This window comes from Pseudomonas sp. FFUP_PS_473, from assembly GCF_002858665.1.
In the GTDB taxonomy this organism is placed as follows: Bacteria; Pseudomonadota; Gammaproteobacteria; order Pseudomonadales; family Pseudomonadaceae; genus Aquipseudomonas; species Aquipseudomonas defluvii.
This window is the reverse complement of sequence record NZ_PJQQ01000005.1, coordinates 171,470-192,008: the sequence shown is the minus strand read 5'-3', so window position 1 is coordinate 192,008 and position 20,539 is coordinate 171,470. Positions and strand designations below refer to the sequence as shown.

At 64.1% G+C, this 20,539-nt stretch carries 20 protein-coding genes and 1 pseudogene; 19 read left to right on the top strand and 2 right to left on the bottom strand.

What is annotated here, in order from left to right; all coding sequences use genetic code 11:
- The first annotated feature begins 19 nt into the window (after positions 1-19).
- The 19 genes from CYD26_RS05385 to CYD26_RS05295 all read left to right on the top strand — a co-directional run bounded on the left by CYD26_RS05385 (position 20) and on the right by CYD26_RS05295 (position 18,537).
- Positions 20-1,384: a DUF1329 domain-containing protein gene (locus tag CYD26_RS05385; RefSeq protein ID WP_102051992.1), complete on the top strand. Its 1,365-nt coding sequence runs from the start codon at positions 20-22 to the stop codon at positions 1,382-1,384.
- A 230-nt stretch (positions 1,385-1,614) separates the two neighbouring features.
- Positions 1,615-2,697: a YCF48-related protein gene (locus CYD26_RS05380; protein WP_158240125.1), complete on the top strand. Its 1,083-nt coding sequence runs from the start codon at positions 1,615-1,617 to the stop codon at positions 2,695-2,697.
- Positions 2,694-5,129: an RND family transporter gene (locus CYD26_RS05375; RefSeq protein WP_102051990.1), complete on the top strand. Its 2,436-nt coding sequence runs from the start codon at positions 2,694-2,696 to the stop codon at positions 5,127-5,129. Before CYD26_RS05380 ends, CYD26_RS05375 begins: the two co-directional genes overlap by 4 nt.
- A gap of 56 nt (positions 5,130-5,185) precedes the next feature.
- Positions 5,186-6,586 (top strand): Rieske 2Fe-2S domain-containing protein, encoded by a 1,401-nt coding sequence (locus CYD26_RS05370; RefSeq protein WP_256587952.1) that lies wholly within the window; start codon positions 5,186-5,188, stop codon positions 6,584-6,586.
- Positions 6,586-7,089 (top strand): aromatic-ring-hydroxylating dioxygenase subunit beta, encoded by a 504-nt coding sequence (locus CYD26_RS05365; protein WP_102051989.1) that lies wholly within the window; start codon positions 6,586-6,588, stop codon positions 7,087-7,089. The genes CYD26_RS05370 and CYD26_RS05365 overlap by 1 nt, the downstream gene beginning before the upstream one ends.
- Before the next feature lie 25 nt (positions 7,090-7,114).
- A complete protein-coding gene (locus tag CYD26_RS05360) occupies positions 7,115-7,333 on the top strand; it encodes a ferredoxin (RefSeq protein ID WP_102051988.1) in 219 nt (72 codons plus the stop codon).
- A gap of 15 nt (positions 7,334-7,348) precedes the next feature.
- Positions 7,349-7,888 carry a VOC family protein gene (locus CYD26_RS05355; RefSeq protein WP_102051987.1) on the top strand — a complete coding sequence of 180 codons (540 nt, stop codon included), beginning with the start codon at positions 7,349-7,351 and terminating at the stop codon, positions 7,886-7,888.
- A 59-nt stretch (positions 7,889-7,947) separates the two neighbouring features.
- Entirely contained in the window at positions 7,948-8,904 is a 957-nt protein-coding gene (locus tag CYD26_RS05350) for a VOC family protein (RefSeq protein ID WP_102051986.1), read from the top strand.
- A 49-nt stretch (positions 8,905-8,953) separates the two neighbouring features.
- Complete coding sequence (gstA, locus tag CYD26_RS05345; RefSeq protein WP_102051985.1) at positions 8,954-9,559, top strand: glutathione transferase GstA; 606 nt, start codon at positions 8,954-8,956, stop codon at positions 9,557-9,559.
- Positions 9,560-9,760: 201 nt separating this feature from the next.
- Positions 9,761-10,732 (top strand): VOC family protein, encoded by a 972-nt coding sequence (locus tag CYD26_RS05340; RefSeq protein WP_102051984.1) that lies wholly within the window; start codon positions 9,761-9,763, stop codon positions 10,730-10,732.
- A 101-nt stretch (positions 10,733-10,833) separates the two neighbouring features.
- Complete coding sequence (locus CYD26_RS05335; protein WP_102051983.1) at positions 10,834-11,724, top strand: alpha/beta fold hydrolase; 891 nt, start codon at positions 10,834-10,836, stop codon at positions 11,722-11,724.
- Positions 11,725-11,739: 15 nt separating this feature from the next.
- Positions 11,740-12,180, top strand: coding sequence for a lipocalin-like domain-containing protein (locus CYD26_RS25300; protein ID WP_102052012.1), 441 nt, complete (start codon positions 11,740-11,742; stop codon positions 12,178-12,180).
- Positions 12,181-12,197: 17 nt separating this feature from the next.
- Entirely contained in the window at positions 12,198-13,028 is an 831-nt protein-coding gene (locus tag CYD26_RS05325; protein ID WP_102051982.1) for an alpha/beta fold hydrolase, read from the top strand.
- 41 nt (positions 13,029-13,069) lie between these two features.
- The gene (locus CYD26_RS05320) at positions 13,070-14,200 is read left to right on the top strand and encodes an FAD-dependent monooxygenase (protein WP_102051981.1); all 1,131 of its coding nucleotides are present in this window, start codon (positions 13,070-13,072) and stop codon (positions 14,198-14,200) included.
- Between the two features lie 13 nt (positions 14,201-14,213).
- Positions 14,214-15,002, top strand: coding sequence for a 2-oxopent-4-enoate hydratase (gene dmpE, locus CYD26_RS05315; protein ID WP_102051980.1), 789 nt, complete (start codon positions 14,214-14,216; stop codon positions 15,000-15,002).
- A gap of 22 nt (positions 15,003-15,024) precedes the next feature.
- Positions 15,025-15,240 (top strand): hypothetical protein, encoded by a 216-nt coding sequence (locus tag CYD26_RS05310; RefSeq protein ID WP_102051979.1) that lies wholly within the window; start codon positions 15,025-15,027, stop codon positions 15,238-15,240.
- 45 nt (positions 15,241-15,285) lie between these two features.
- Positions 15,286-16,215 carry an acetaldehyde dehydrogenase (acetylating) gene (locus CYD26_RS05305; RefSeq protein ID WP_102051978.1) on the top strand — a complete coding sequence of 310 codons (930 nt, stop codon included), beginning with the start codon at positions 15,286-15,288 and terminating at the stop codon, positions 16,213-16,215.
- A 12-nt stretch (positions 16,216-16,227) separates the two neighbouring features.
- The gene (gene dmpG / locus CYD26_RS05300) at positions 16,228-17,241 is read left to right on the top strand and encodes a 4-hydroxy-2-oxovalerate aldolase (protein WP_102051977.1); all 1,014 of its coding nucleotides are present in this window, start codon (positions 16,228-16,230) and stop codon (positions 17,239-17,241) included.
- A 114-nt stretch (positions 17,242-17,355) separates the two neighbouring features.
- Entirely contained in the window at positions 17,356-18,537 is a 1,182-nt protein-coding gene (locus CYD26_RS05295; protein ID WP_158240124.1) for a multidrug effflux MFS transporter, read from the top strand.
- A 3-nt stretch (positions 18,538-18,540) separates the two neighbouring features.
- Here the strand turns inward: CYD26_RS05295 and CYD26_RS25835 are convergent, their stop codons facing one another.
- Positions 18,541-19,254: a methyl-accepting chemotaxis protein gene (locus CYD26_RS25835; RefSeq protein ID WP_371917193.1), complete on the bottom strand. Its 714-nt coding sequence runs from the start codon at positions 19,252-19,254 to the stop codon at positions 18,541-18,543.
- 144 nt (positions 19,255-19,398) lie between these two features.
- Positions 19,399-19,587, bottom strand: a pseudogene (locus CYD26_RS25830) (HAMP domain-containing protein); the annotation flags it as partial.
- Positions 19,588-20,539: the final 952 nt, after the last annotated feature.

Sequence of the window (20,539 nt, the reverse complement as noted above, 5' to 3'; positions counted from 1 at the left end):
CAAGAATGAGGAGCGTGTGATGAACAAACTACTTGCCTTGGGCCATAGCGTTGCCTTGCTCGCCTGCGTCATGGCCTTGCCAGCCCAGGCGGCCGCGCCGGCCGACCAGGTGCAGCGCCTGAAGGGCGGCGACCTGACGCCGGTGGGCGCACAGAAGGCCGGCAACGCCGACGGCTCGATCCCCGCCTGGAACGGCGGCCTGACCACCCCGACCCCGGGCGACACCCCCGGTGGCCGCCGTGGCGATCCGTTCAAGGCGGAAAAGCCGCTGTTCTCGATCACCCCGCAGAACATGGGGCAGTACGCCGGCAACCTCAGCGAGGGCGTACAGGCGATGCTCAAGAAATACCCGGACTACCGCCTTGACGTGTACCCGACGCACCGTACCGCGGCGGCGCCGCAGTGGGTGTATGACAACACCCTGGCCAACGCCGCCCGCGGCACCCTGGAAAAGGGCGTGCCCAAAGGTGTGTACGGTGGTATTCCGTTCCCGATCCCGCAGAGTGCGGAGGAGGTGATGTGGAACCACGTGCTGCGCTGGCGTGGGGCACGCTTCCAGCATTTCAACAATTGGTACCAGGTCGTCGCCGATGGCCGCGCGGTGCTGGTTACCGACGCCGAGATCAACGAGCAGCTGCCGTACTATGACAAGAACAGCAACCTTGAGCAGTTCGACAGCGAAGGCAAGCCGTTCTGGCAGGTCGCGATCCGCAACATCGGCCCGCCACTGCGTGCCGGCGAGGCACTGCTGGCCCACGAATACCTGGACCCTGACAAGCTGCAGACCTGGGTCTACCTCAAGGGCCAGCGCCGTGTGCGCAGGCTGCCCAATGGGTGCTGCGACACGCCGACCCCGGCAGCGGCGGGGGTCATGACCTTCGACGAGATGTACACCTGGACCGGCCGCATGGACCGCTTCGACTGGAACCTGGTCGGCAAGCAGGAGCTGTACATTCCCTACAACGCCAACAGCATCCTGCAGCCGCCCAAGGATACCGACATGCTCAAGGGCCAGTTCCTCAACCCTGACCACGTGCGCTGGGAAAAGCACCGCGTGTGGGTGGTCGATGCCAAGGTGCGGGCCGGCCAGCGTCACCAGGCGGCGAAGAGCCGTTATTACTGCGACGAGGACACCTGGGTGTGCGTGTTGGCCGACCGCTGGGATGCCAATGGCCAGTTGTGGCGTACGCTGTGGTCGCAGGTCATCAGCGTGCCGGAGCTACCGGGCTCGGCCATCGCCTCCTTCGGCTACAACGACCTGCAGGCCAACACGGCGTTCGTTGCCCAGCTGAACAACGAAAAGCCCAAGCACTACCTCCTCAAGGAGATGGGGAACGACAAGGTGTTCTCCCCGGACGGCCTTGCCAGCAGCAGCGTGCGCTGATTCGCTGCCGGGCACCGAACCGAAACCCGAGGGCCGCTTTTGCGGCCCTTTTGCATTGCTCACACAATTGCGAAATCCGCAAGATCTAGCCCAACCCCCATCCTGTCCTGCATTTTATGGATATCTGGTTTAGACCCCACCGCGTAGCAGCGCCGAAGGCCTGTCCATACACTCGACCCCACTGCCGCGATGTGCGGTTGTTATCACAACAAAAACAAGAGGCAATGCCCATGAGTCGCAAATCCTGCAAGGTGCGCAATCGCGTGCTTGGCGCGATGTTGTGTGGGGTCTGTGCGTGCGCTGGCGCATCGCTGCCCAGCGCTGAGGTCGCCGAGCCGACGCAGCGCGAGGCGCTGGTTTCCACCCAGGCCGACAAGGCCGTATTGCTCGGCGCCGCGACCACCGGCAGTGGTCGGCTGGTGGTCGTCGGCGAGCGTGGCCTGGTGCTGCTGTCCGACAACGGCGGGGCGCACTGGCGTCAGGTCAGCGCGCCGGTCAGCGTCACCCTCACGGCGGTGCGTTTTGCCGGCGAGCAGGGCGTGGCGGTCGGTCATGCCGGCGTGGTGCTGACCAGCAACGACAACGGTGAGCATTGGCAGCAGCGCCTGGACGGTCGCAAGGCCGCCGAACTGGCCTTGGCCGCCGCCGAGGCCGAGGGCGACCAGGCGCGCATCGACAGCGCCCGCCTGATGGTGGAGGAGGGCCCCGACAAGCCTTTCCTCGACGCCGCCATCGATGCCAATGGCCACCTGCTGGTGGTTGGCGCCTACGGCATGATCTTCGCCTCATCGGATCAGGGCAGTATCTGGACCGCCTGGATGGACCGCCTCGACAACCCCGATGGCCTGCACCTGTACAGCGTGCGCCAGCGCGGCGACGACCTGCTGGTGGCCGGCGAGCGTGGCCTGGTGCTGCATTCGCGCGATGGCGGGGCGAGTTTCCAGCGTCTCGACATGTCCTACAAAGGCAGCCTGTTCACCGCCGAACTGCCGGCCGATGGCGGCCTGGTGGTGGCGGGGCTCAAGGGCAGCCTGCTGCGCAGCGTCGATGGCGGTAGCCACTGGCAGCGCCTGGAAGCCGCTGACGGTGCGTCGTTCACCGCGTCGAGCCTGGGCGCCGACGGCACCCTGTACCTGGTGACCCAGGCTGGCCACGTGCTGGCCCTGGATGCCGACCAACTGGTGCCGCTGACCCACCAGGATATGCCTGCGCTCAACGGCATCGTCCCGGTCAATGCCGACAGCGTCGTATTGCTCAGTAACCTGGGCCTGACCACTCTGCGCCTGGACCGGCGTACGGAGGGGCGGCAATGAACCTGAACCTTCCCCTGCCAGGACGTGACGCCATGCCTGAATTCAATCCGCGCTCCGGTTCGCTGGTCGAACGGGCGATCTTCAACAATCGCCTGCTGGTCCTGCTGGTGTGCGGGCTGCTGACGTTGTTCTTCGCCAGCCAATTGCGCCACCTGCAACTGTCGGCGAGTTTCGAGAAGATGATCCCCCAGGGGCATCCCTACATCCAGAACTTCACCGCCCACCAGAAGGACCTCGTGGGGCTGGGCAACGCCGTGCGCATTGCCCTGGCCAACCCCCGCGGCACGATCTACGACGCGGGCTACATGGACGCGCTGCGTGAGCTGAACGACGAGCTGTTCCTCATGCCCGGCGTCAACCGCATGCAGATGAAGTCGCTGTGGACGCCATCGACCCGCTGGTCCGGTGTCACCGAGGACGGCCTGGAAGGCGGCCCGGTGATTCCCGATGGCTACAACGGCTCTGCCGCCAGCCTGCAGCAACTGGCTGCCAACCTGGCGCGCTCCGGCGAGATCGGCCGCCTGGTGGCCACCGACTTCCGCTCGTCGGTGATCTACCTGCCGCTGCTGGCCCGTCAGGGCGATGGGCCGGCCCTCGATTACGCGGCGCTAGGGCATACCCTGGAGCAACTGCGCCAGAAGTACGAAAAACGCGGCTACACCTTGCATGTCACCGGCTTCGCCAAGCTGGTGGGTGACCTGATCGATGGCGTGCGCAGCGTGCTGCTGTTCTTCCTCGCCACCCTGGTGCTGAGCAGTGCCGTGCTCTACTGGTACACCCGCTGCTGGCGCTCCACTACGGCGGTGGTGACGGCCTCGCTGATTGCTGTGGTCTGGCAGCTCGGCGTGTTGCCGACCCTGGGCTACGCGCTGGATCCTTACTCGATCCTGGTGCCGTTCCTGGTCTTTGCCATCGGCATGAGCCATGGCTCGCAGAAGATGAACGGCATCCTTCAGGACGTCGGGCGCGGTGCGAGCAAGCTGGTCGCGGCTCGCCTGACCTTCCGCCGGCTGTTCGGCGCTGGCCTGGCCGCGCTGATGATCGACGCGGTCGGCTTCGGCGTGCTGCTGGTGATCGACATCGAAGTCATCCGCGAGCTGGCCCTGGCAGCGTCCATCGGCGTCGGCATCCTGATCTTCACCAACCTGATCCTGCTGCCGGTGATCCTCAGCTACGTTGGCGTCGCGCCACGTGCCGCGCAGCGCAGCCTGCGCGCCGAGCTGGCCGAGCAGAGCGGTGCGGCGCGCCATGCGCTGTGGCGCCTTCTTGACCGCTTCACTCGGCGCAACTGGGCCATCGCCGCCATTGCCAGCGCCATCGTGCTGGCCGCCGCTGGCTGGGGCGTGGCGCGGCACCTGCAGGTCGGTGACCTTGACCCCGGCGCGCCGGAGCTGCGCCAGGATAGCCGCTACAACCGCGACATGGCGTTCATGAACAGCCGCTACGGCGCCTCCAGCGATGTGTTGGCGATCATGGTCAAGACCCCCGCCGGCTACTGCTCGGCCCAGCAGACGCTGAACAAGGTCGATGCCCTGGAATGGCAACTGCGCCAGCTCGAAGGCGTGGAGAGCACCGATACCCTGGCACTGCTCAGCCGGCGCATGAGCGCGGCGCTGAACGAGGGCAACCCGAAGTGGTACGACTTCGTCGCCAACCAGGACATGCTCAACACCATCACCGCCAGCGCGCCCCGTGGGCTGTATGACGACAGCTGCTCGCTGCTGACGCTGTACGTGTACCTCACCGACCACAAGGCGGCGACCCTGAGCCGCGTCACTGAGCATGTCGAGCGCTTTGCCGTTGCCAATAACACCGACCAGGTGCAGTTCCTGCTGGCCGCCGGTAGCGCCGGTATCGAGGCCGCGACCAACCGCGTGGTGAGCGACGCCTGGCGGCAGATGAACCTGCTGGTGTACGTCATTGTCGCGTTGCTGGCGCTGGTCACCTTCCGCTCGTGGCGCGCGGTGCTGGTCGCGGTATTGCCATTGATGCTGACCTCGCTGCTGGCCGAGGCCCTGATGGTCGCCCTGGGCATGGGGGTGAAGGTCGCGACCCTGCCGGTGATCGCCCTGGGCGTGGGCATCGGCGTCGACTACGCGTTGTACATCCTGTCGGTGATGCTGGTCCAGCTCAAGGCCGGGCAGCCGCTGTCACTGGCGTATTACCGCTCGCTGATCTTCACCGGCAAGGTGGTGATGCTCACTGGCATCACCTTGTCCATCGGCGTAGCCACCTGGCTCGCCAGCCCGATCAAGTTCCAGGCCGACATGGGCGCGCTACTGGCGTTCATGTTCCTGTGGAACATGCTCGGCGCGCTGGTGCTGGTCCCCGCACTGTCGGTGTTCCTGCTCAAGCCCAAGGCCGCCGTCCAGGCCCAGGTGACGGCCCAAGCCAGCCCCGAATCATCACAGTTGGAGCCCGTGGGGCCTTGACCCCGCACTGATCGAAGACTCCGCACCAATAACAACAAGCATGAGGAGAGCCACCCGTGATCAACTACGATCTGATCTACCCCGGTAACCCCGACCAGTACCTGGACGACCTTTGCCAACGGGTGACCCGCGGCATGGACGAAGGGCTGCTGCCGGTGGAAGTGTTCCGTGACGATGCGGTGTTCCGCGCCGAGATGGAGCGCATTTATGCGCGCAACTGGATCTTTGTCGCGCACACCTCGGAGATCCCCAACAAGAACGACTATGTGCTGCGTCGTCTGGGCATCGACAAGGTGATCGTTACCCGCGACGAAAGCGACCAGATCAACGTCCTGCTCAATCACTGCCGCCATCGTGGCACCGAGCTGTGCCACCACGACAAGGGCAATACCAAGCATTTCAAGTGCCCCTACCATGGCTGGGTGTACCGCAACAACGGCGACTGGGCCGGCGCCCCGCACTTGCGAGACGCCTATGCCGGCCCGCTGGACAAGAAGGAGTGGGGGCTGCTGCGCGCGGCCAAGGTGGAGAGCATCCACGGTTTCATTTTTGCCACCCTGAACGAGGATATCGCGCCGCTGCGTGAGTACTTGGGCGGTGCGGCGTGGATGTTCGACGCGCTGTTCGGCCTGCACCCGGACGGCATGAAAGTGCTCAAGGAGCCGGAGCGCTTCGTGGTCAAGGCCGACTGGAAGAGCGGTGCCGAAAACTTCAGTGGCGACGCCTACCATGTCAGCACGGCGCACCTGTCTGCGTCGCTTTCCGAGTTCATCCCGGGGGTCAACCAGGTCAGCAGCCTGGCCAGCGGCTATGACTTCGGCAACGGCAACAGCTTCATCGGCCATGCGTTGCCGGAGTTGATCGCGCCGATGTTCGACTTCTGGGGCTACCCGCCCGAGTACCGCGAGCAGTTCGACCTGAGCCAGCTCGATGAGGCGCAGTTGGAGATGCTCAAGACGGTACCGCCGACCATCGGCACCATCTTCCCCAACTTCAGCTTCCTGCGCTTTCCGCAGCCGGACGTGCCGGGGAACATGCCGGTGCCATTCACCAGTATTCGCGTCTGGCAGCCGGTAGCGCCGGGAGTGATGGAACTGTGGAACTACGAGCTGGAATACGCATTCCTGCCGGAAGAGTTCCACGACCGCGCCTACATGGCCGGGCAGTTCGGTTTCGGTTCGGGTGGCATCTTCGAGCAGGACGACACGGCCGTCTGGGAGGGCATCGCCAAGGTCGCCAGCAGCCCGTGGGGGCGTACCAAGCAGATGCAGCTGAACTACCAGCAAAAGCGCAGCGGGCCGGACCCGGACTGGAAAGGGCCGGGCGAATTCCACCGCTCGATCTATGGCGAATACAGCCAGGAGCGTTTCTGGCGCCGCTGGGTAAAAGAGATGAGCGAAGGCAAGCCGGTGGCCAAGCCGGTCGACCCGTGTGCTGACAAGGGAGGCTGCGAGTGATGGGAAACCTGCACGAAATGCGTGAAATCGCCAATGAATTCCTCGCCCGCGAGGCGCTGATCCTCGACGAACGCCGTTTCCGCGACTGGTTCGCGCTGCTCGATGACGAGATCGACTACGACGTGCCGATCCGCATTGCCATGCGCAACTACGCCGACGAGTTTCCCCAAGGGGCCTTCCGCATCAAGGACTGCAAGGCGCACATCCAGACCCGCATCGCCCGCCTGGAAAGCGATCATGCCTGGGCCGAGGTACCGCCGTCGCGGACCTTGCGCGTGGTGGGCAGCGTGTTGGTAGAGGCGACCGAGCGCGCTGACGAGATTGCGGTGACCAGCGCCATGATCCTCTACCGCCAGCGTGGCCACGACGAGCTGGGCGACGTGATCCCGGTGCGCCGCCACGACGTGCTGCGGGTAACCGCCGATGGCGTGAAGCTGCTGCGCCGCCGCGCGCTGATCACCCATGCCGTGTTGCAGACGCCGAACCTGGGCGTCTTCCTCTGACCGACAAATACAAGAGAGCCAAGCCATGGCCAGCGAAAAAGTAGAAGTGATCCTCGATACCCAGAAGTGCCAGGGCTATGGCCTGTGCCTGGGCTCGGACGACGTGTTTGAACTCGACTCGGGAGCCAATATCGCCGTGCTGAAACAGCGCTTCGTCGATATTTCGCGCAAGGAAGAATTCGAACAGCTGGTGCGCGACTGCCCGGCGGCGGCCATCAGCCTGCGTGTCGTACAAGAACAATGAGAACCGGAGCCACCCATGAGTGAGATCGCCAAAAACCTGATCGGCCGCAAATTCGACCAGATCTGCTTCGTCGTCCCGGACCTCGAGGCCGCCATGCGCATGTGGAGCGAGACCAACGGTGTCGCGGTGTGGAATGTCGCCGAGGGCCTGGCCCGCGAGCAGATCGAGAAGGAGTACCGTGGCCAGCCGGGGGATTTCCAGTTCAGCTGCGCCTACGGCTTTGCCGGCGACACCCTGATCGAGCTGGCCCGTCATGACGGCGGCAACAGCCTGTACAAGGACTGGATCGACAGCCGTGGCTACGGCCCACATCACATCGGCTTCCGTCAGGCCAGCGCCGAGGAATATGCACTGGCCGAGCAACACTACCGCGACCTGGGCATCGAGAAGGCCATGGCCGGGTTCTTCCAGGGACCGTTCGGCAACTGCCGCTGGAGCTACTGGGACACCCGTGAGCAGATCGGCTTCTACACCGAGCTGTACTACGTCGATGGCGAATTGAACGAGCGCATGGCGGCCCTGCGTCGCGGCGAGAACGTCAGCATCACGTCCTGATCCGTAGGGGGTGAGCAGCCCCCTGAACAGTATTGTGCGAACCCAAGGAGCAACCCTTCATGAATATCATCGGTCCCGATGCGGTGCTTTTCGCTGTGGATGACATCGACGCTGCGAGCCGCTACATGCTCGACTTCGGCCTGAAAGCCGCCGGCCAGGTGCGCGACGGCCTGCTGTTCGAAACCCTCGACGGCACCGGGGTGATCATCTGCCAGGCCGACGCGCCAGGCCTGACCCCGCCGCTGAGCCCGACCAACAAGGCACGCAAGATCGTCTACGGCGTCGCCGACCTGCAAAGCCTGGACGCCATCGCCGCCGAGCTGGGCAAGGACCGCGAGGTCAAGCGCCTGGCCGATGGCGCCATCGAAGCCTGCGACGACATGGGCATCCCGCTGGTGTTCCAGCTCACTCGCCGTCGCGAGTTCAGCCTGCCCGCGGAAAAGATCAACGCCCCCGGCTCGCCGCTGCAACGGCCAGTCAACTGCGTTGGTGTCGACGACGCCGTGGTCGTGCCCCAACTGCGCAGCCTTGGGCACTTCGCCCTGTTCGTGCCGGACGTGACCAAGGCCGAGGCGTTCTACGTGGAGCGCTTGCAGTTCCGCGTCAACGACCGCCTCGGCGGCGGCCCGTTCATGCGCTCCAAAGCCACCCAGGAGCACCACACCCTGTTCCTGATCCAGACCCCGCCGCAGCTCAAGGGCATTGAGCACATGGCCTTCCACCTCGGCGGGCCGAGCGAGGTGATGCAGGCCGGCAACCGCTTCCGCGACCTGGGCTACAGCAGCTTCTGGGGGCCGGGGCGCCACGGCTTTGGCTCCAACTGGTTCTGGTATTTCGACAGTCCCTTGGGCTGCCGCTTCGAGTACGACGCCGACATGGACAAGCATGATGACAGCTGGGTGCCACGGGAAAAGCCGCTGCATGCCGACAGCGCACAGGCCTATCTGATGGAAATGCTCGAAGAGAACTGGGCACCGTTCAACGGGCCACGCAAGCCTGCGGGTTCTGCAGCCTGATTGATCCACGGGGCTTTGCATCAGCCCCGTCACCCTCTTGGAGTCCCCCATGAAACTCTTTTATAAGGCCGGCGCCTGCTCGCTGAGCCCTCATATCGCCTTGGCCGAGGCTGGCCTGGCGTTCGAAATCGAAGCCGTCGATCTGCACAGCAAACGCACTGCCAGCGGCGCCGATTTCCTGGCCATCAACCCCAAGGGCTACGTCCCGGCCTTGTTGCTCGACGACGGCGAACTGCTCACCGAAGGCCCGGCCATTGTCCAGTACATTGCCGACCAAGTACCGGACAAGGCGCTAGCACCCGCCCATGGCAGCCGGGCGCGCTACCAGTTGCAAGGTTGGCTGAACTTCATCGGCAGCGAATTGCAGAAGTCTTGCGGGGCCTTCTTCAACCCAGTTGCCGGGGACGATTGGAAGGCCGCGGCGCGGGCCAATCTGTTGCGACGCCTGGCATACCTCGACGAGCAGTTGGGGCGTTGCGAATTCCTGCTGGGGGCGCACTACAGCGTTGCCGACGGTTACCTGTTCACCGCCCTTCGTTGGATGGCACCGATCGGTATCGACCTGTCGCCGTGGCCCCATCTGCAAGCGTACCGCGAGCGCATCGGCGCCCGTCCGGCAGTGCGTGCTGCACTGGCCGCAGAAGGCCTCGCCTGATCCGCTCGCATTGTGCGAGGCCATGTAGTGCGCGGCTTTGCGCGTTTCACACAGCCTTGCATTTCCTGGATAACTGCCTTGAGGGAATCCCTCTGGCTCAGTTGCAACACGCTACCTAACATCACCCTCATCGAACAGCCCGCTGGCAGGCAACAGGCTGGGCTACGACGAATTACGACGAGAACAGCAGAGAAGGCAATCATGGCGACGGGCAATTCATTTCGTTTCACCGGTGTCGAGGGGGTCAGGTTCGCGGTCGAGAACCTGGCCGAGGCATGTCGCTTCGCAGCCGACTGGGGGCTCGCCTACCAGCCGTCGAGCGATCCCGAAGTGAAGGTGTTCCGGGCCGTCGATGGGTCGGAAGTGCAGGTGGTGTGCGCTGACCCTGCGCTACCTGAGCGCACGCCGATCGGGGGTGGTAGCGGCCTGTGCCAGATTATCTGGGGGGTCGAGGACCAGGCCTCGCTGGCGGCCCTGGCCGAGGAGCTGGGTCGTGATCGCAAGGTCGAGTATGGCACCGACGGTACCCTGCACAGCGTCGACGACCTTGGCATCCGCTTGGGCTTTCGTGTCGCCCGGCGCAAGCCGGTGAACTACGAAGTCACCCGCTACAACGCCCCCGGCCAGGCTGAGCGCATCAACCGCCGTGCCCAGGTGTACAAGGTCGCCATGCCGCGTGAAATCAGCCACATCGCCATCGGTGTGGACGATGCCGCCGAAGCCGCGCGCTTCTATGTCGAACGCCTGGGCTTCATCGTCTCCGACCGCTACGCCAACCGTGGTCTTTTCATGCGCTGCTCGGCGTCCGGTAACCATCATCACGTGTTCTTCATGAATGCGCGGGTGCCCGGTACCCACTTCAACCACCTCGCATTCAAGGTGCGTGATATCCACGAAGTGATCGGCGGTGGCCAGCACCTGGAGTCGCTGGGCTGGAGCACTTTTGCCGGCCCCGGCCGGCATACCATTTCCTCGGCGTGCTTCTGGTACTTCCAGTCGCCGTTCGGTGGTTCCTGGGAATATGCCGCCGACGAAGACATGGTTACCGAGGAGTGGGAGGCTCAGGACTTCGCGGCCGTCTCGCACATCTTCTCGGAATGGACGTTCGGTCTGGAAAAATCCGACGGCACCCTCAAGGGGCCGATTTCCCATAGCAAGGAACAGAAGCTTTAAGGCTTCATTCGTTCCACCACCCGTTCGCCACTGCCCGCCCACTGTCGCCTTTGCGACGGTGAGGGGGGCGGCTTGATCGGGAAACCTCTGGAGGCCCTTTGATGTCCCAGCCCAACCCCGCGCCCACGCCGTACTGGATTGAACTGCTGCATTGCCAGGTCAGGGAACTGCGCGGCAAATACCGTACTCGCATCATCGAAGCCGGCGCAGGGCCGGCCCTGATCCTGCTGCATGGCACTGGAGGCCATGCAGAAAACTACGCCCTGAACATTGCCGAATTGTCGCGGCACTTCCATGTTATCGCCCTGGATTTTCTCTGGCACGGCAAATCGCAGACAGAGGGTTACCAGCCCGAAATCATCCCCGCGCTGGTGGACCAGGTGATCGACGTCATGGACCAGCTGCACGTTGACACGGCGTTCGTTGAAGGCCAGTCGCTCGGTGGGTGGGTCGCCATGCAACTGGCCCTGCGTCATCCGTCGCGGGTCAAGGCGCTGGTGCTGACCACCACCATGGGCTACACGCCAGACCCCGGCGCCATTGACGGTTATGTCGAGCCGGACTGGTCCAGCAACCTGGCCAGCTCCCTGGAAGTGCTGCGCGATCCCAGTTTCGCCAACGTCAGGACGCGTATGACGCGGATCCTCGCGCACCCTGAGCGGCTGACTGACGAGGCGGTGCTGGTGCGCCAGGCGCTGTATCGCCAGCCGGCCCTGGCGGCGGTGCAGGCGCAGTTCATCAGCGAGTACCTGGCCGGTCCGACCATTCGCCAGCACCTGGTGAGCGATGCCCTGGCCCGGCAGATCAGCCCGCCGACCTTGGTCTACTGGGGCGACAAGAACCGCACGCCACCGGCCCTGGGTCAGCACATCGCCTCCCAGGTCCAGCGTGGCACTTTCCATTGCGCCAGCGATACCGGGCACTGGGCCCAGTTTGAAAGCGCAGCCGAGCACAACGAAGTCGTCACCGCGTTTCTTCAGGCGCAGTGCTGAATGGAGATTTCCACCATGTCCACATCCTCTCTCAACCCGGTCGGCCGCTGGGAAATCCTCTCCTGGGAACAGGCCTTTGACGATGGGCGGCGCGAACTGCCCATGGGCGATCAGCTCAACGGCTTCATCCTCTACACCGCCGGCGGCCACATGGCCTGCATGATCGCCCGTGCCGAACGGCCGAACTTCGAGACCGGCGGGCAGTGGAACGCCAGCGACAGCGAGAAGGCCCGCGCCTACACCAGCATGCTGGCTTACGGCGGACGCTACGAGGTGCAGGGTGACGTGATCATCCACAGGGTCGACATCAGCCAGTTTCCCAACTGGGTCGGCGGCGAGCAGAAGCGCCGCTTCCAGGTCAACGCCGACGGCACCCTGACCCTCAGCGCCCGCCTCGAGGAAGGCACCCCGCAAGCCCGCAGTGCGCGCCTGGTCTGGCGCCGCGCCGATATCTGAGCAAAAGGGATACCACCATGAACAGCCAACAGAACTCCGAAGTCGGGCAAAGCCTGCATACCGGTTCGATCCTTACCAACTACCACGATGTCGGCGCCGGAGAGCCGGTCCTGCTGCTGCACGGCTCCGGCCCTGGCGTGAGTGCCTGGGCCAACTGGCGCCTGAGCATCCAGGGCCTGAAAGACCAGTACCGCCTGTTGGCGCCGGACCTGGCTGGCTTCGGCTTTACCCAGGTACCGGATGGCATTGTCTATTCCCGCGAGCTGTGGCTGCAGCAGATCGTCGACTTCCTCGATGCGCTCGGGGTGGAACAGGTCAACGTCATCGGCAACTCCTTCGGTGGCTCCATGGCCCTGGCCTTGGCGATCCATCACCCGCAGCGGGTCAAGCGGCTGATCCTGATGGGTAGCGTCGGCGTGCCTTTCGAGCTGACCCCGGGGCTTGATGCCGTGTGGGGATACACGCCTTCCGAAGACAACATGCGCGCCATCATGCGCATCTTCGCCTACGACCAGAACCTGGTGGGTGACGACCTGGTGCGCATGCGTTTCGAGGCCAGCCGACGCGCTGGTGTCCACGAAGCCTACAGCGCCATGTTCCCGTTCCCACGCCAGCGCTGGGTCGATGCCATGGCCCATGACGAAGCGGCGATTCGTGGGATCCGCCACAAAACCCTGCTGGTGCACGGGCGCGACGACAAAGTCATCCCCCTGGCCACTTCGCTGACCCTGCAGCAATGGATCGACGACAGCCAGTTGCACATTTTCGGGCGCTGCGGGCACTGGACCCAGATCGAGCATGCCCGTGATTTCGGCCAGTTGGTGAGGCACTTCCTCGCGGCCGAGTGAAAACCCCTGCGTAGCGAACCACAAGAACAAGGAAAAACGCCATGCAACACACTGTACAGAAGGTCCTGATCGTCGGCGCCGGCACGGCCGGCATGGCCGCCGCCATTACCCTGCGGCGCATCGGCGTCGAAGTCGACCTGATCGACAGCAACCCGCAATGGGGCGCCCTGGGCGCCGGCCTGACCATTACCGGGCCGACCCTGCGCGCGCTGCACCAGCTCGGTGTCTACCCGGACATGGCCGACGAGGCCTATGTCGGCGAGGGCATCCAGGTCTGCAACCCTCAGGGCGAACCGCTGCGCCGGCTGGAAACGCCGATGCCGACCGACAGCCCGACCCTGGGCAGCGGTGGCATCATGCGCCCGACCCTGCACGGCATCCTTGCCCGGCATGTGCGCGCCGGTGGCTGCGACATCCGCCTGGGCCTCAGCGTCGAGGTGCTGGAGCAGGACGACCACGGCGTGGATGTGACCTTCACCGATGGCAGCCACGGGCGCTACGACATCGTGCTTGGCTCTGATGGGGTGTTCTCAAGGGTCCGTGGCCTGATCTTCCCGCAGGCGCCGAAGCCGGAGTACACCGGGCAGAGCTGTTGGCGGCTGTTCCTCGAGCGGCCGGCCTCGGTTGAGCGGCGTACCTATTTCCTTGGTGGTCCGCACAAGGTCGGCTTCACCCCGGTGTCCGACAGCCACATGTATATGTTCCTGCTCGAGCGCACGCCGCAGGTGTTCATCGAACCCGAGCGCTTCCACCACGAACTGGCGCAACGCCTGGAAGGCTACGGCGGCATCCTCGCCGAGATTCGCGACAGCCTGGGCGCCAAGGACAATCCGGCCATCAACTTCCGCCCGCTGGAGGCTTTCATCCTGCCGGCGCCCTGGTACCAGGGCCGGGTGTTGCTGATCGGCGATTCGGCGCACCCGACCACGCCACAGCTGGCCTCCGGTGCCGGCATGGGCATCGAGGACGCACTGGTGCTGGCCGAGGAACTGACCCGTGGCGGCGGTGCGGCCGACGTCTTCGGCCGCTTCATGCAACGCCGCGAGGGACGTTGCCGATTGGTCACCGAGTGCTCCATGGAACTGGGCCGCCTGGAACAGGCGCGGGCGCCGGTGGAAGAGCAGACCAAGGTGGTCGAGCGTGCCCTGTTGACCCTCAGCCAGCCCATCTGACCAGGAGATTGCCATGAACCTTGATGATTCGCTGCTGCACGACCTCGGTGCCGAACTGTACCTCGCCTTGCGCCAGGCACAGTCGGTGGCACCGTTGACCGCGCGCTACCCGGAACTGACCCTGGAACAGGCCTATGCCATCCAGAAACACTTGATCGAGCGACGCCTGGCCGATGGCGAGAAGGTGGTGGGCAAGAAGATCGGCGTGACCAGCCAGGCGGTGATGAACCTGCTGGGGGTGAACCAACCGGACTTCGGCATCCTCACCGATGCCATGGCCGTCAACCCCGGCCAGGCCATCGACAGCAGCACGCTGATCCAGCCCAAGGCCGAGGGTGAGCTGGCCTTCGTGCTCAAGCATGACCTGCAAGGGCCAGGGGTCAGCGTCGCGGATGTGCTGCGCGCCACCGAAGGGGTGATGGTGTGCTTCGAGATCGTCGATTCACGCATCCGCGACTGGAAAATCGCCATCCAGGACACCGTGGCTGACAACGCCTCCTGTGGGGTGTTCGTCCTCGGCGACCGGCTGGTGTCGCTCAGTGAGGTCGACCTGAGCCTGTGCGGCATGGTGCTGGAGAAGAACGGCGAGGTCGTTGCCACCGGCGCCGGTGCTGCCAGCATGGGGTCGCCAGCCACCGCCGTGGCCTGGCTGGCCAATACCCTGGGGCGCCTGGGCGTGCCGCTCAAGGCCGGGGAGGTGATTCTCTCCGGCTCACTGGGCGCGATGGTGCCGGTCAAGGCCGGTGACAACCTGCAGGTATCCATCGGTGGCGTCGGCGCCTGCTCGGTACGCTTCACCTGATACCGCGCCAAGGAGACCTGTCATGAACTTCGTACTCAAGGAATCGGTGCTGGCCGGTCTGATCGGCGGTGCCATCGCCGCCTGCCTGGCCTTCCTCGTCAACCAGTACCTCGTACCCTTCCCGCAGAGTGTTCTGGACAACTCGCTGGGTAATGGTATCAGCGGTTTCATCAGCGGCCTGCTCAGCGGCTTCATCGGGGTGTTCCTGGTGTTGCGCAAGGTCGGCAAAACAAACTGAGCGCCAGGGTCGGCCGCCAGGGCCGGCCTGGCTGGAGCCTTGCCTGTGAACAACAAACTCAACGTCGCCATCATCGGTTCCGGCAACATCGGTACCGACCTGATGATCAAGATCCTGCGCCATGCGCAGCACCTGAACATGTCGGTGATGGTCGGTATCGACCCGAACTCCGATGGCCTGGCGCGCGCCGCGCGCCTGGGCGTGGCCACCACCCACGAAGGTGTGCAGGGGCTGGTGCGTATGCCGCAGTTCCAGGACATCGACTTCGTCTTCGACGCCACTAGCGCCGCAGCCCATGTCAAGAACGATACCTTCCTGCGGTCGATCAAGCCGAGTATCCGCCTGGTCGACCTGACCCCGGCGGCCATCGGTCCCTACTGCGTACCGGTGGTGAACCTGGAGCAGAACCTCGACCAGTTGAACGTGAACATGGTCACTTGCGGCGGTCAGGCGACCATCCCCATGGTCGCGGCGGTGTCGCGTGTCGCCAAGGTCCACTATGCCGAAATCGTCGCGTCCATCGCCAGCAAGTCGGCGGGCCCCGGCACGCGCGCCAATATCGACGAATTCACCGAAACCACCTCCCGCGCCATCGAGGTCATCGGTGGCGCCAGCAAGGGGAAGGCGATCATCATCATGAACCCGGCAGAGCCACCACTGATCATGCGCGACACCGTGCTGGTGCTGTCCGAGGCAGCCGACCAGGCGCAGGTCGAGGCGTCCATCACGGAGATGGCCCAAGCCGTGCAGGCCTATGTGCCAGGGTATCGCCTCAAGCAGAAGGTGCAATTCGACGAGGTGCGCGACCTGAAGATCCCGGGGCAGGGGACTTTTTCGGGCCTGAAAACCTCGGTGTTCCTCGAAGTCGAGGGCGCCGCCCATTACCTGCCGGCCTACGCCGGCAACCTCGACATCATGACCTCCGCTGCGATGGCCACCGCCGAGCGCATGGCCCTGTCAATGATCAACGGCTGAGGAACGACGACCATGAACAGCAAGAAAATCTATATTTCCGACGTCACCCTGCGCGACGGCAGCCATGCCATCCGCCATCAGTACACGCTGGACAATGCGCGTGACATTGCCCGGGCGCTGGATCAGGCCAAGGTCGATTCCATCGAGGTTGCTCACGGCGATGGCTTGCAAGGCTCAAGCTTCAACTACGGGTTTGGTCGCCACACCGACCTTGAGTACATCGAGGCAGTCGCCGATGTGCTCAGCCACGCCAAGATCGCCACACTGCTGCTGCCGGGCATTGGCACCGTCCATGATCTCAAGGCGGCCTATGATGCCGGTGCCCGCGTGGTGCGTGTGGCGACCCATTGCACCGAAGCGGATGTGTCCAGGCAGCACATCGAATATGCCCGAGAACTGGGCATGGACACCGTGGGCTTTCTGATGATGAGCCATATGATCCCGGCCGAGCAGTTGGCGGCCCAGGGCAAACTGATGGAAAGCTACGGTGCCCAGTGCATCTACATGGCCGACTCCGGTGGCGCCATGAGCATGCAGGACGTGCGCGATCGCATGCGTGCGTTCAAGGCAGTGCTGGATCCTCAGACCCAGACAGGCATGCATGCTCACCACAACCTCAGCCTTGGCGTGGCCAATTCGATCGCGGCGGTGGAGGAGGGCTGCGACCGTATCGATGCCAGCCTGGCGGGCATGGGCGCGGGGGCCGGCAACGCGCCGCTGGAGGTGTTCATTGCCGCCGCCGAACGCCTCGGCTGGAACCACGGCACCGACCTCTACACCCTGATGGACGCGGCCGATGACATCGTACGGCCCTTGCAGGACCGCCCGGTGCGGGTTGACCGCGAGTCACTGGCGCTGGGCTATGCCGGCGTCTATTCGAGCTTCCTGCGCCATGCGGAAATCGCCGCGGCGCGCTATGGCCTGAAAACCGTCGACATCCTGGTGGAGCTGGGGAGGCGGCGGATGGTGGGTGGTCAGGAAGACATGATCGTGGATGTGTCGCTGGATCTGCTCAAGCGTCGTTAACCCTTCTCGAAAACTCCGCCGCCCCTGTGTAGGCGCGGCCCTTTACGGCACAAGGCCGCCCCTGCAGGCGATTGTGCCGTACTGCCTTGGCGTTCCCCAATAAAGGATAGACCTGTGAACACCTCGATCACACTCGTCCGACCGGTGTCGGCCTCCTTGCTGTGGCTGCTCGGCAGCCTCGCCGCTATTGCCCCGTTGTCCACCGATATGTACCTGCCGGCCTTCGCCCTGATCCGCGCTGATATTGGCGCCGCGGCGGGCGAGATCGAGCTGAGCTTTTCCGCCTACTTCATCGGCATGCTGATCGGCATGCTCTGCTATGGCCCCGTCAGCGACCAATTCGGGCGCAAGCGGCCACTGTTGTTCGGGCTTGCATTGTACGTGTTGGCGGGGCTGGCAATTACCCAAGTCCACTGCCTGGCCACGCTGGTGGTATGGCGCTTCGTGCAAGGCATAGGCGGCTGCGCTGGCGCAGTGCTGACATTTGCCATCATCCGCGACCGTTGCGACCTGAAGCAGAGCGCGCGCAACCTGTCATTGCTGGTGTTGATCATGGGTGCAGCGCCGGTGGTGGCGCCCTTGCTCGGCAGTTGGGTGATCGCCGTGACCGGCTGGCGCGGCATCTTCTGGGGCTTGGCAGTGTTTGGCGGGTTAATGTTCCTGGGCGTGTGGCGGGTGCTCGACGACCCTCGGCCGCTCCACAGCGGCGCTGGCTTCGCTGCGGTGGCCAGCGAGTACCGTGCGTTGTTGGCGGAGGGCCGTTTCATGACATTCGTCAGCGTCCAGGCCGTGGTCATGGCCGCAATGTTCAGCTACATCATCGGCTCGCCGCTGCTGTTGATTGACGTGCACCGTATCACGCCCGAGCATTTCGGCTATTTCTTCGGCGCCAATGCGTTGGGGGTGATGCTCGCTGGGTACTGCAACCGCCTGCTACTGCCTCGCTTCACGCCGCTGGAAATCCTGCGCGCGGCACTGCTGTTGCCGATGGTTGGCGGTACCTTGCTGGTGATAAACGCGCAGCTTGTCGACAGTACCCTGTGGTTGCTGTTGCCGGGGTTGTTCCTTGCGGTGATCGCGGTGGGCTTCGTCAACCCAAATGCCTCGGCCCTGGCGATGGCCGCGCAGGAGCGCCGCGCGGGTAAGGCTGCGGCGATCCTCAACAGTGCGACATTTGGTGGCGGCATGCTCGTCGGCCTGCTGCTCAACCTGTGCTACACCGGCACGACGGCGCCGGTGGCCTGGCTGATTTTTGCTTGCGGGTTGCTGGCTGTCTACTGCGGGCGGTGGCTCTGATCTTCAGGTGCGCAAACCACCCACGGCCGCACCCAGGGTCCCGCTCACGACCCCCAATTCTCGCACCGTTCCCAGCAGATGCATGCTCGCCGAGCCACTGTGGCTGGCTATGTCCCGTACCCGCTCCATACTGTCGCCAGCCTCGGCTGCTACATGGCTTTGTTGCTGCGCGACTGTGGCGATCTGTTGGCTCATTTGCTCCGCGGCCGATACCGCTGTGGCGATGCTCTGCAGCATTTCCAGCGCGTCGGTCGCGAGCGTGACGCAGTCCCAGGAGAGTGACTGGCTGCCGAGTAGACGTTCGCTCGCCTCGCGGCAGTGGTGATGCAGCTGTTGTATGATCGTGGTGATTTCCCCAGTGGATGCCTGGGTGCGCTGCGCCAAGTTTCGGACTTCTTCCGCTACCACGGCAAAACCCCGCCCTTGCTCGCCGGCTCGTGCAGCCTCGATGGCGGCATTCAAGGCGAGCAAGTTGGTCTGTGCCGCTAAAGCGTCGATAACCTCCAGCACATTGCCAACCGCTTTGCTTTGCTGCAGCAGGCCCTGCATGGCCTTGTTGCATTCGGCCATTTCATGCGCCAGTCGGTCGATGCGCGTGCTCACCTCCCGAACCAGGTCGCTCCCTTGATTAGCCTGTTGCCGTGCCTGGCGGACCGCGATGCACGTATCACCCGCCTGACGTTCGACGTCGCGCGCTTTATCGGACACCTGTTGCATCGCGCAGGCTGCCAATTCGGTATTCGCATTTTGCTGCTCGACGCCCTGGCGGGTACGTTCTGCTACTTGCAGGACGTCGTCGGCGGTGCGCTTGAGGCGAACAGTATCATCAGCGATGTGGCCTACCAATGAGCGCAATCCTTTCTGCATGCTGTCCACCGCTGCCTGCAACTGTCCCAACTCGTCGTGCCGAACTTGCCCCTTTGGGCCTTCGGCCAGGTCACCGGCCGCAATGCGCTGAGTTGTGCAAAGCACCCGGGCCAATGGACGTACCACTAGCAAGCGGATCACCCAAGCCGCCCCGATACCCAAGAACAGGGCAGCCGCCAGCATGCAGCCGAGTACGCCGCGAACCTGCGTGCTTGTGCGCTGCCAGGCCAGCTCTTGAGCTTCACCGATGCGCATCAGCAAGTGCGTGGCCTGTTCGCTGGCCTGATCCATCGCGGTCTGGTTGTCAGCTGCGTCTTTACGGCTGTCGACAAATCTTTCGAATGCTTCGCGGTAGGCGTGCAATGCGTGATCGGCCTGACGTAACGCCTGCAGGTCATCGCCGTCGAGTTGCCGCTCCAAGCTGTCTAGCCAGGTGGAGAGCTCTGTGCTGCGAGTCTCCCAGTCATCTTGGGCCTGCAGGCTGTTCTCATGAGCGAAGTAGAGTTCGCTGTCGCGCAGGTTGGCCAACCTTTCCCGCAACTGCGTTGTCTGGTCGAGCAGATTGGTGCGCTGATTGGTCGGCAATTGGCCCTGATCCGACATCACCCTGAGCGCGTCCAATTGGTTCAGTAGCAGGGTGTTGAATCGTTCTCCCAGTGTCTGTGCCTGTTCTTGCATGACAATCCGTGATGCGCGCTCCTGTTGTTTTGCCGCTGCGTATTGCCGGAACTGCTGAAAGTAGTGCTGGCAGGCTTGGGTAGCCGCATCGCTCTCGGGGATGCTGGCGAGTAGCTTGGCCAGAGGGGTATGCATGTGGGCGATGCGATCGGCTGATTCGGCGCTGAGGGTAAACGTGAAATCTTTTTCCGCTACCCGCACCTGCTGCATCAGACCGCGGGCGACGCCGACATCACGGATGGTCCGGCCACGTTGCTCCAGTGTATGCAAAGCAAAAAATGCCGTAGCGGCCACGGCGAGTGTCGAGACCAGCACCAAGCCAAAGCCGAGTGTGAGCTTGGCGCCCACCGAGAGATTACCCAGTTGACGGTCGAACATGTGGTGTTCCTTGGAAGTTGGGGCTGGGGCAGAGCGCGGCTCATGAAGCGGGCCGCGAACGATGAGGCGCTCTGCTCAG